General features: G+C 31.3%; 7 protein-coding genes and 1 pseudogene. All 8 read right to left on the bottom strand.

Annotation, left to right across the window (positions count from 1 at the left end; genetic code table 11):
* Window positions 1-10: 10 nt before the first annotated feature.
* The 8 genes and pseudogenes from JFU50_RS18150 to JFU50_RS18115 all read right to left on the bottom strand — a co-directional run bounded on the left by JFU50_RS18150 (window position 11) and on the right by JFU50_RS18115 (window position 12339).
* Window positions 11-316 carry a lasso peptide biosynthesis PqqD family chaperone gene (locus tag JFU50_RS18150; protein WP_201225120.1) on the bottom strand — a complete coding sequence of 102 codons (306 nt, stop codon included), beginning with the start codon at window positions 314-316 and terminating at the stop codon, window positions 11-13.
* Window positions 310-1247, bottom strand: a pseudogene (locus JFU50_RS18145) (aldolase). Before JFU50_RS18145 ends, JFU50_RS18150 begins: the two are co-directional and overlap by 7 nt.
* A 99-nt stretch (window positions 1248-1346) precedes the next feature.
* Window positions 1347-1472, bottom strand: a complete 126-nt coding sequence (locus JFU50_RS18140) for a paeninodin family lasso peptide (RefSeq protein WP_141521422.1) — start codon at window positions 1470-1472, stop codon at window positions 1347-1349.
* A gap of 78 nt (window positions 1473-1550) precedes the next feature.
* Complete coding sequence (locus JFU50_RS18135) at window positions 1551-3488, bottom strand: asparagine synthase-related protein (protein WP_201223576.1); 1938 nt, start codon at window positions 3486-3488, stop codon at window positions 1551-1553.
* A 2720-nt stretch (window positions 3489-6208) separates the two neighbouring features.
* Window positions 6209-8107, bottom strand: coding sequence for a right-handed parallel beta-helix repeat-containing protein (locus JFU50_RS18130; protein ID WP_201223574.1), 1899 nt, complete (start codon window positions 8105-8107; stop codon window positions 6209-6211).
* A gap of 994 nt (window positions 8108-9101) precedes the next feature.
* Complete coding sequence (locus JFU50_RS18125) at window positions 9102-10328, bottom strand: nucleotidyltransferase domain-containing protein (protein ID WP_201223572.1); 1227 nt, start codon at window positions 10326-10328, stop codon at window positions 9102-9104.
* Window positions 10329-10501: 173 nt separating this feature from the next.
* Window positions 10502-11836, bottom strand: coding sequence for a lipopolysaccharide biosynthesis protein (locus JFU50_RS18120; RefSeq protein ID WP_201223570.1), 1335 nt, complete (start codon window positions 11834-11836; stop codon window positions 10502-10504).
* A 44-nt stretch (window positions 11837-11880) separates the two neighbouring features.
* Entirely contained in the window at window positions 11881-12339 is a 459-nt protein-coding gene (locus JFU50_RS18115) for an acyltransferase (RefSeq protein ID WP_201223568.1), read from the bottom strand.
* Window positions 12340-12399 lie beyond the last annotated feature (60 nt).

Genomic DNA, 12399 nt, shown 5'->3' with positions numbered 1-12399 from the left:
ATTCATGATACTAGGAATTGATGCTTTCTTTTATATTAACTAAGTCTTGCTCTAACAATTGACTTAAAAAAGCAGTGACTTGTTCCTCACACTCGGTTTGAGTTACATCATATTGAGACTGTAATGTTGTAACTAAATCATGAATCGTAATGGGCTCCTTCATTAGCTCCCATATCTCTCCACCCAATTCCCCTAAATTATAATACTTACCTTTGTGAACGCTTAACATCACTTTTTCTCCATCCATATCACTTACGATGTTACCCTCCCTTTGTACAATTGCTTTTTCTAACGTAATTTGTTGTGTTTTCAAAATAAAGAATCCTCCTCGTTTATATTTTCTAATATTTGAGATACAAGATGATTTACTGTAAAACCTGTGTTAGGTCGTTGTAATTGATACATTTGAATTTTTTTATAATATTGACTGATTCAGTAAAATGCCACTCCATCAAGCCTAACCGGGGAACCAGAAAATTTCGATAAGTATGATAATACAAAGTTCGGAATCGTTCTAATTGATTTAGTTTTTGAATGGTAACTTCTCCATGTTCTGTTTTTACTAATTCAAACACACCTACTAGAGGTAAGGGTTCATTTGAAAAGCTAGAGGTAATTGGAATAGCGTATTTTGTTTCCCTTTCAAACAAAGGCTGGTAATCTAGATTATCCATTCCAAATGCATTCAAACTTTCTTGCCAAAGTTTTTGTTGAGGGTATGTGGGTGTTATAAAGGGTATATTTTCTTTTGAAAGAGAAATTGGCAGAATATCATCACTTAAAAGCTGAAATCCTTCTTTTAAAAAAGCGGCAGCAAGTGTTGATTTTCCAGCTCCTGAATCACCAACGAACGCATATGCCTTCCCATTGATATTTACTGCACTTCCATGTAAAGGTATCACTTTTTTCTGAAGTAAGATAATCCCCATACATGTTCCAAGAATATATAGTCGAATATGATCCTCATCAGAATTTGATATAGGTGAAACGGTAATTTTCTTTCCTTCTTGAATCTTAAATATGGCAATGCCGGGAACTTGAAACATAACCATATGATCCTCAACAACATATTTTTGTTTTGGCAAAAGAACTTGCTTCTCCCAAAGCTCTGATAAATCCCCGTATTCAATTTCCACATCGGTCAAGTCCTTGGAAATTCCGAATCTGGGTACTTCAGGAAGGGGTATTTCACTAAAAAGGTTCAATCCGAAAGCTCTATAACCTAAATTTTGTACAATCTCTACCATCTCTTTCACTCCAAATACTAGAAAAATTAATCAAAGCCCTTATACCTTAAAAATTGTATAAGAGCAGTTATTACTAGGGGAAAACAATCAAATCTTTAATTAACTATGGTGAACCATTTCATCTGGATCATTCTGCACACCATCAGGGATGGTTATACCAGGACCTCCCATAGTCATGTTAATGTTAAGTACTTCTAATTTTGGAGTTTGCCATTCTTTTTTCATTTTTGTCACCTCCCTTCAATGAGGTTATTTAATAGGCTCTGTTAAACTATATGGTTGATTCTCTTATTTCAACCATCATCATAAACATTGCCTTTTAAGAAAACGATAAACAATTAAACCTCTCATTAAAATTCTAAATTCAGAATCAAATGCAACATTAGGCTGGGGTTCTGTGCGAAACTTGTTAAGCGCCTTCTTAATTGCTCCCATATTCAAAAAATTAGCTATAAACGGATCCTGACTAAGCTGTTCCACTTCACCAATAAATGCATTCCAGTTTGGGAGCATTCTAGCAATGGTATCTGCACCCTGAACTCCCCGAGTTTTCTGGTTTAATCTAATGTCATCAGGCAAATACCCTTTTGTGGATCGTCTAATGAGTGATCGATCTAAACCATTCTGCACAAATTGTTCCAAAGGAAGGGATAAACAAAATTGAATAACTCGTAAATCATTCGTAGGGTCATGTCCCTGTAATGAATACAGCAAGGATAATTTAGTTCCACTTGTTCCCGTTGTATTCCACATATTCAGATAACCAAAGTGATTTTTCCTAATCTCATTAATATTTGTAGGATTAACGCCCATTATATTGATTCCTTGTTCCTCTAGTTTAGAAAAAACTTTAGTTCTCCGAGCAAAATCATCATTAATTAATAATGGCGAATCATCTTGATTATTTGCTTTGATATTAGGATGAAAAGGATAAGCCTTTTTTCCAATCACTTTCATTACTCTCGATCTTTTTACTCCCATATTTTCGCTATAAGACTTTACTTCATGATAAAGGCGGATCCATCTCATTTTTCTTAATAATAAGGCATAGTAATCAAAAGTCGGTCCCCAAGAAATTGTAAAATTTCCCCTTGCACCGTTTAACAATACTCCTATTCCAAGCTTGTTAGCCTCTTCATATATCCCCTTCACCCAGACAGAATTTTCAAAAAACTTATAGGGCATTTCCATTATTTCTAGCCAATCATCTAGTACTGATAATGAGCTTTGGCCTTCAAACTTTAAATACTTAGCATTGATATTTCCAACATGATTAACTGTAGATTTAATAAGTGGACTCTCATCTGCTAATCGTTGTTTTGGGGTCCAATCATCAAATTCATCAATAGGGATAGAGCTAAAGGTATATAATTTTTTGTTTTGGTTTCGGAGGGTATTTGCAGCAAAGCTGACAACCGATCCTGAATCCAATCCACCGCTTAAATTGGCTCCCACTTTACGGTGTGTCCGTAATCTCGAAGTAGCTGCTCTTTGAAAAACATCTCTAAAAGCCTCTTCATATTCGTTATTTGATTTCAAGTGCAATTTCTCACTATCTACTACGGAACAATATCTCGAAAGCATTACTTTATTTTCTACTATTGATATTGTATGGGAGGGAGGTATTTGATCTATATTTTTATAGACTGTTGAAAAAGCATCTACAGTATCATTCATCCCTGGTATTGCTAAAAACTCCGCTAACCACTGCTCATTCAGTTTTTTTTCGATATATGGTAATTTAAGAAGAGGTTCAATAGTTGTACAAAAAGTAAACTTCTCATGATTTTTGTGATAATAAAGCGTTCTACTCCCTGCGAAATCTCTTGCCCCAAATAACTTTCTTTTTTTCTGATCCCAAATCATAAATGCAAAGTCACCGATTAAATGCTTAGGAGTTTCTTCACCCCATTTTTGATAACTTAATAGAATAAGTTGACTATCAGTTAAAATACTTCTATCTATTTTACTAATATGTAGTTTGTCGAATAATTCTTCACGATTATCAATAATAGCGTCAGCGGTAATTGTACATTGCCTTTCAGAATCGTGGAACGGAAGCTGTTCACCTACAGATTCAGGAGTAATCCATTGAGCGTGGCAACCTAGAAAAACCTTTTCTGAATGCCATATTTGGATAGAATCAGCAGGGTATTTCTGTAAAGCCGTCATTAGATTACGACCATACTGGAGATTTACAGGCTCTTCATTCATATGATAAATACCGGTTATAGCACTCATGTTTTCCCCCTGCTTACTTTGTTATGTATATAAATTTCATAGCGTACTAATATATTCTACTCGTTCTAGATTTCTATTATTTTAAAGTAGTAGTAGCACAAGTTAGATGTACCCAATGTTTTTATTGATACCCACCACAACCTACTAGTTACATATCCTATAGTATTTGAAACATATTACTTTATCTTCCTTCGATGTTTGTTAAAAACCTTGATGAAAATACTTTTATCATCTGACCTAAAAAACTTAACCCCAACTAATTTTAAGGGTGTCCATATTTCTCTCATTTGAAATAGAGGCATTAAAAACATCCCTTTCTTCATCAACTAAGTAACTGCTGCTTTGTACTTGTGTCTTTACTTCAGTGATTTATTTCGCTCTCTTTATTATTTATTAGTAATCTCATTTTAGTTTAAAATACCTAAATGTTCGATTGGCTATACTCTAAAATTTAGACATCCACTGGCTTATTTTCTTTTGCACTATTAGCTAAGCGGCATATATTTATGAACTGATCTTGTAGCTTTGTACTTTTTTACGAACTTTCCGTTCTTTATAACGAATTATATATGCTAAATTTACCATCCATTTATTCCTATGTCAATTATTTTTCGAATATTAAATGTTTATATACAAATGAATTTTGAGTATTTCTGAGCCCTCATAATCTATGTTCTCCACCATTATTCCTTTTCCCTCCAAAAAAGTTCAATACTATTTACTTTATTTATTAATAATTCTGACATCATAAATCTTAACAGGAGACTCATTAGAGCTAAAACAACAATCAATATCATTAAACCATAAGCATATTCATCATAGACTTAGCTATTAATGCAGTTTGTATATTAATATTAACACTTTAATATATAGTTTGATGTCGTAATATAGGGACTCCCCTATTCTATAAAGTAAATTATCCTGTACCGTAGTTTCTTACTATAAGCCGAGAATTATTTATCAAAAAGTTAATGCTTTATTCAGTCTTGTTTTGGGAAAGAGTTTCAACCAAAACTTTCACTTAGAAAAGATGTTGTTAGTTCATCTATGTTAACCTTGACATTTTGTTTATCAATTTCTTAAACTGCCCTTACAGCTTTACACCAAATAGTTAACCTTCTCGCATGTGGCAGTAGAAAATACTTCAGCAGAAGTTGTTGAATAAACAATTTACATTTCGACTTATAAAGTCGCAAACATTCGCCCTTTTAACTACATCTTGTAGGAATTAAAGCATTAGATCATATGTATAAATTGGATGATAATCCATAAACTACCACTCTAGAATTCAAATAGATGGACAAAGTGTCCTATATACCTATTTTTAAGAAGATATACTTTCGCATATATGGTAATCCTCTTGCCATTGATACATAATCTGAATAACCCATTTTGTCTTTGAAGAATACTCTTTCGCCCCATATAATATTTTGCATAGGGTTGTTTAAGCTGTTTTTTCCTAAAGAAAAATTCACCTTGCAGTGGGAAAACCAAATTTCGGGGTAATTTACTTTTAAGAAAATCCTTCTCCCTATCTATCATAAGAGCGGATTTTAGAACAAGATATCATGTGGCTCATTTTTTGTGCGATCTTTTCGTATTTTAGTAACTAAATTCTTTTCTCAATTTTGAGTTATTCCAGAATGAAATAGGTGACGTTTACAACGGATATGAAATTAGAAACACTGATGAAATGTCATATGAATGCCATTACATGGACTGCTTGAATAGATACTCTATGACAATATGAAAAAAGTCCAGTTGAGATTTCTTACAACTGAACTTTTGTGTAAACCTCATCGACCTCAAAACAATATAAATGGAAAGAAAAGTTATTTTTGTAAAATAATTTCTCCCAAAGAAAAACTACATTAAACCCGCTTTAAACTAATTATTTCCGTAGTATATGGCTAGTTCATAAATCAAACGATTAAAGAACAATCAGTTCAACGGCTACAACACGAAAAAAATCACTTTAGACTTTGGGAACTAAGTCACTCTTCCCAACTATTCATTGTGAAATTCGAAAAAAAGGCTGGATTATTTCATCTCATACTTAGGGAAAAAAATATTTCGTCCCTGACAGTGACATTACATAATCAAAATAAAATCTATAATGAGCAAGCAAGAATCCTAGCGCAACAACCTATTTAACTGGAAAATCAAATGTTCATGTAAAGCTAGAACCTTATTTAGGATTGCATCAAACAGAAAAAGAGCGGGTACACAAAAATCCTACTGGCTTGGCGTCCACAGATTGTAGTTCCTTTCTCCTTTGGAATTCTTAAAAGAAGTTGGGAATATATATTTTCCCCTGATATTAAGTGTAATTTCTAATTAAAACCAAAAAAATATTCCTGATGGAATTGTACTTTTGAACTTGCCCTAGATTTAATGGAAATCTCGTCCATGACTTCAGAGGTTAATCCACTTCTCTTAGAGTTCATATTTGAACACATATTACACATAATCTATCATCTCAGTACATTTATAATCACAGATAAAACTTTTTGCTTTCTTCCTTTTAGAAAATATTTTTGATCTATTCAAAAATTTGTATGAGATTAAAAAAATTCTCTGGCATAATGAACAAAATATTAATCACTTTTTTGGTAAATTTTAGTTATCGAAAAGACTATGATAAATGTGCGGGTTAAGTGGGTAGAAAGTGGATGTTTAAAGTCCCCTCATTTTAATGTTCCTATTAATTCATGTAGACATTACATCGATATAACCACATTATTTATACTTTGCGTAACGTTAACTTGACCCGACACTATCGTTGATTGATTAGTTATATTTCCAATAGCATTTTTTATAGAAGTTTTAGCTGATGCTAATAATAACTGTCCATTAATAACTTTGTTACCTTGAATTAAATTAATTGTTGAGGATCCCCCCAACACATGTATGGCAAATGCGATATTGGAAAAATTATTATCAGTAATAACAATATCGGGATTTATTCCATCTAAAGCAATAACTGCAGATTTATATACTAGACCAATAGGACCTTCCCTGTGATTATGTGAAACAGTAATCTTATCAAAATTTGAAAGCTGTAAGTTATGCTGCATTCCTGTACCGATAAATCTATTATTGTTAATAATTGCAACCTTATCACTACTTACTATCGATTTAATAATTATAGAGCCATCATTTATTGGTAAAGAGGTTATTGTGTTATCTGCAAATATTATCAATCCTCTTACAAATAATCTAGATGTGTTACAAAGTCCTATAATTGTATTTTGTGATACATCTGAAACTGACATATCTTGGCTGTAACAATATTCAGGGAAAGGTTCATTCAGATAGAAAACGTTTGCTCTATTATCGGGTGTACTAACATCAAACACATTATGTTTAATCAATAATGTGTGGTGTGATCCGTTTCCGGTAATTGCAGGTCCTATACTTGTTTTAAAATGACATCCTGAAACAGTTAATTCAGCAGCACGTGATGTTACTCCTAATCCCCCCAAAACTTGGCAGTCTATAACTCTCATATCCCATGCACCCTCGTGTGCAGAGAAACCAAAAGCATCTTTATGAATTACACAATCCTGATAAATAACAACAGTTTGACCTCTGGCAACATCAAACCCATGCCAGCCCGAAAAAGAATGACAATTAATAATATGGGTTAAATAGTTATGTGCTACTATAATTCCATATCCAAAGCTTAGACTATTTGGTGAAAAAAGGGTATTAACATATCCTTGGTCTTTCGTAACATATCCATGATCTTTCAATCTACAATCTTTAACAAGACCGCTTCCTGAGTATTGTATGTATATTCCGTTACGTTTTGAATGTTGGACTTCTATATCTTCTATAAGATACCCATCTTGACCTCTTATAGATAGTAACGTTCCTTCATCATCCCGATTAGAAGATTTTAATGTACCGTTTTTAACAGTTAATCGTTTTGCTAATTTAAAGAAAGAAACAATAATGTCCCCTTTAACAGACGCAGATACTTTCTGTTCTTCTGAAATGTCTCCAACTATTAAACCATTTACGTATATAGTATTTCCATCAATATCTCCGATTGTATAATATTGAATTAAAGGTATCCCTTTAACCCAATTTACAGGCGACTGAATGGAAACCAAATCACCCTTCTCTACCCCTGTTACATCTCTTACTGTGAAGTTAGTTTTCTTTCTTTTTAAATCGCTAACCAGTGTAGTTGTTTTAAAAGGTGTACTGCTTTTTGATCCAAGAATAATACTCCCACCACTACCAAAGTCTATAGTCGAACCCATCATATTCCAATGTAGGTGCTTTACACCTGTCGTATCAATATTAATTAATCTTTTTACAAGATATGTTTTTTGGGGATCACTAACCAATTTTCCGTTAATATTTTTCACATAATTTAATGCGACTTCAATAGCATCGCTATCATCAGCTTTACCATCACCTACTGCTCCAAATCTACTTAATGAAATGCCTCTATCGGAAACTTCGTTCAGCATTTTCTTTCTATTATTACCAGTATTCGATTCAACCTTTTGTAATACCATATTTTCATCATCTTTTTTTACTGTATACCCAAAAATGAAAGCAAAAATAAAAATTAAAAAATTCTGTAAGAACATTCTTCGTTTCACTGTATGACACCCCTAGTAATAATTAACGTTACACATTTGTTCATTAAATAAATGGTACGTTAATCCTGAAATTTTCCAGTGCTAATTTTGCACCTAGCATCCTACTCACTCAATCCGAATATATAATAATAAGTGCATCACGACCACTACGTAAATATATTGCAATGAAGGTATTCTAAATTGTGTTCTTAACCAAGTATATTCGGAAGAAGGAAAATCAAATCCAACCCTAAAAACATAGTGGTAATAAGGAATTCGGGAAAAATGGATTCAAAATAAGTAGAAAGAAGTAATAAACCTTTGATTCCTCGAGAAAATTGAAGGTATTAAACTATCATCCAAGAATTACACCTTATTAAAAAATGAGGGATAAAGAAACTGTTATTAGAAAATAGCCTTTTTTCTTTCTACTATAAAGCCCATCAAGCTTTCGGTACTAAAAGAATATAAATTTTCTATCATTTTCTTGTTGAAATTCAAACAATTGAAAGGATATTAAAAGAAAGAGAATCAAGGTATCCTCTTTAATTTAACACTTTATGAAGACATACAATATTTTGAACCATGAATAAACTCCACTGAAGTTACTCATGCTCTTATTTCATTAGAATTGCTTACAGCTTTTCCTAAATTGATTGGTTAATGTACTAGGTCTATAAAATACTCTTGATTTATTTAACTTCTAACAAATATAAGTTTATTGAAAAATATCCTTCGAGAATTAGGAAAGCCAATCGCAGACTAGTAACTAAACAAGTTGGAATACAACCAGGATAGCCAGCTATAAAGGATTGGCAAATTGTGAGTATGGGCTTCAAATCAGTCATCTAAAAAAATACTTATGAAAATATGAAAAGTCATAGTCATGCAAACAGAAAAATCTGATAATTACAACATTTATTTCACCAAATATTTTTTCACATTTCAATCTTAAAGGATTCTCTCCTATGATTAGAACCATGAAAACTTTCTATATGCCCTAAGGAGAAAAATTCTAAGATTTCTTTATCTTTCTCCAACCAAATAAAAATGGACGTAACGGAAAATATAAAAAATGAAGTGGTTTAGGCAACCTCAATGTATGTGCATCTGCAGAACTAGGATAAAATACTTTAACGATATAGAAAAGTATTTCTGAATTAGTCTGTGATGATAAAAGATATCTATTAACAAATAGAGACTTCTGAATATTAGAGTTCACATGGAGAAAACGGTTATAGCACTTATGTCCGAAAAAATCTTTAGGAACTGTTTTATGTAAATGCTCCGAATCATTTATATAAAATATTGCCATTTGTGCTAATCTTTTCGCGCGGTTAGTTTCCATTAATTTTTTCATATCTTCATTGATGGGTGTATTTAAAAGTTGAGATGCCAAAATAAGTACTTGTCCAGTAATATATTGTTTTTGGTATTCTGACGTTAATAAGTTATTGATTCTAATTGTTTTACATTTTCTTAACATTTTATCAATATCAACCAACCATCTGAGACGAAACCAAAGATGACGTGAACCATGTGAAACAAGATACAAAAATAAATCCTCTTCTCCCAAGAAATAAATTGGATAGTTCGTAAGTTCACTAATCCTATTCCTATCCCATAAATCGTCAAAGGACGGTTCCTTAGATGGATATGGTTGTAGCCTCCAATGAATCTCAAGTTGGATTTTTCTTTCAGGATGGAAATAAGATACGTGATGTTCCCTCCATTTCCGCTCGTTTAATATTGTTGTACCCTCTTCTCTTTCGTAACCATCATTCAAAAGAAGTTCTTCTGCTCTTTCTAGATTATATTTAGGAATGAGAATATCTAAGTCTTTGGAGGTGCGTAGGGATATTGCTCCATAAAGGTCCGCGACAATTACTGGGCCTTTCAAAAAAAGTAGACGAATCTGATTTTCAGTAAATAATCTACTTATTTTTTCCATTTCTCCACTTAAAAGAAGCATTTGAAGGGTATTCTTTTTATATTCTTGATACAATGTTTGTATAACTTGTGAAGGAATCAAGTTTCCATCAATCATTTTTAATTTAGTATAAATTAACGGATAAACACGATGATGTCTCGCTAAATGAAGAAATCGTCCCCAATTAATATCTATAAATAATTCCTTCTTATTTAGAAGGAAAATTTCATTACTTTCTGTCTTTAGAATTTCAAGTAATACCCTTAATTCCTTAGGAAATAAATTCAAATTGAGTTTAAAATTATCATTCATGTCTTATTCCTTTCATTTTATGATTTCAAAAGAAGAATTTATCGTATCATTTCAAAAAATAACAACACCCTTTCAATTAGAAATTATTTTATTTTAGAATGAACCACAAAATCTGCATTAACATATATATTTATATTTTAATGCAGATTTTGAACTATCCATTCTAAAAACAACTAAATTTTAGTAAAGTACCTAATCGTATAAATAGGTAATATAATACCAGGAACCACTAACGAAAAAATAGTTCCAAGAATAATAGCAACTACGCCCAAATCCGTGTGTTGAACAAGATAAACAGATATTGGAATATTAATAACTGCGACTATCCCATAACAAATCATTTGAATATTTAACTTACTTAGTCCATTTAAAATCACCTGGAATATATTGCACCACATATGAATAATTGTAAAAATCACCATGAAAATTGTTAATTTATTTGAAACTAAAATATTAGACCCTGTCCAAACTTTTAATATTAATGGTGATAAAAAGCCTATAATTAGGACTCCTATTACAAGTAAAAAGAAAACTATTAATAGCTTAAAAAGTGTTTTTCTATTTTCATTAATATTATTTTCAGCTGTATCTCTTATAACTTTAGTCCATATAGGAGTAAGGACAATACCTAGTATTATCGTGTTTACACTTAGTAATTTATTTACCAATTGATAAGATGTCACCTTATCAACTCCTATATATCTACTTATTAGAAAATTATCAGTATTAAATAGGACGATAATAGCTAATTGTAATATTAAAAACTTAAGTCCTACATTGGCTATATCTTTAATTAAGGATTTATTAAAATACTTAAAACTTAAAGTTAAGTTTTGCTTGTTCAATTTAAATATCCATATTGTGGTAATTACTAATACAATAACAGACGTTCCAATATAAATTCCACCTAATAGTATTAAATCATTAACCTTCATTAAATATAGAACTGAAATAAAAATAATATTTATAACGTTAACTAATGCTTGAATGCCAGATATTAAATATGATTTAAAAATGGCATGTAAAATCGCAAATATTATTGAAAAATAAAAATTTAAAGCATATAAAATAAATACAACACAAATAAATAGAGTCAAGTATTCATTAGAAACCAAATCACCATTAACGCTAAATATTTTATTCCAATCAATAAAATCAGCAGATATTGTAGCTCCAACAATAATTATTATAGTTGGTACTATCATTAAAATATAAGTAGTACTTATATACATGTTTGATAATGTAATATCATTTTTTGATATAGATTCAGTAAGTTTATTCCTTAAACTGTTCCCCATTCCAAAATCAAAAAAGGTTATCCATGTTAGTATTGAAAAAATAGTTAACCATATTCCATTTAGAACTTCATTTGAGAAATACCTATAGATTAGTCCCATCAAAAGAAAATTTGTTAGTACTCCAAGAGCTCGAAAAAAACCCATTCCAAAAATATTTTTTATGACAGGACTATTTATTAAGTGATGTCTTAACTTATGCTTTAATTTCATAAAAATCTAACTCAATACTTTCTTTATTTTTGCTGGTACCCCAGCTACCAAAGAGTTTTTTTAATATCGTTTATAACTACAGATCCAGCGACAACAACTACCGACTCTCCTATATCAGCTCCATTAACAATTGTTACTCTAGTCCCTATCCAGGTGCCACTTTCTATTTTTGTATTACACCTTAATCCTAAACCAGCTCTTCTATTGCTATCACCTATATGATGACCTCCAGTATTTATTGTAATATGCGGAGCTAAATCGCATCTGTCTCCAATAGTAACACTTCCATTACCATCAATAGTAAAGTTTTTTCCTATCCAACATTCATTTCCTATCTTTATATTACTAACATAATTAATATAAAGTGGCCCAACTATTTTAGTTCCTTTTCCAACCTCTATTCCTATTATTCTAAGAATAAAATTTTTTAAACTAAAAAATCTACTACCTTTAAGAAAATTATTAAGGATAGCTAGAAAAGCATAAAATACTAACTTTTTCATGGTTTACTTCCTCACCTTTTTATATGTAATTATTCTTAACTACTATTTTATTCATACTCT

The sequence above is a fragment of the Peribacillus sp. TH14 genome, assembly GCF_016651145.1.
GTDB classification, from domain to species: Bacteria; Bacillota; Bacilli; order Bacillales; family DSM-1321; genus Peribacillus; species Peribacillus butanolivorans.
The sequence above is the reverse complement of the archived record's forward strand: the minus strand, read 5'-3'. Positions and strand labels throughout refer to the sequence as shown.

Bases quoted from the DNA above. Each gene is read 5' to 3' on its own strand.
- JFU50_RS18140 (WP_141521422.1), bottom strand. From the start codon at position 1,472: ATGAAAAAAGAATGGCAAACTCCAAAATTAGAAGTACTTAACATTAAC.
- JFU50_RS18120 (WP_201223570.1), bottom strand. From the start codon at position 11,836: ATGAAATTAAAGCATAAGTTAAGACATCACTTAATAAATAGTCCTGTC.
- JFU50_RS18125 (WP_201223572.1), bottom strand. From the start codon at position 10,328: ATGAATGATAATTTTAAACTCAATTTGAATTTATTTCCTAAGGAATTA.
- JFU50_RS18135 (WP_201223576.1), bottom strand. From the start codon at position 3,488: ATGAGTGCTATAACCGGTATTTATCATATGAATGAAGAGCCTGTAAAT.
- JFU50_RS18115 (WP_201223568.1), bottom strand. From the start codon at position 12,339: ATGAAAAAGTTAGTATTTTATGCTTTTCTAGCTATCCTTAATAATTTT.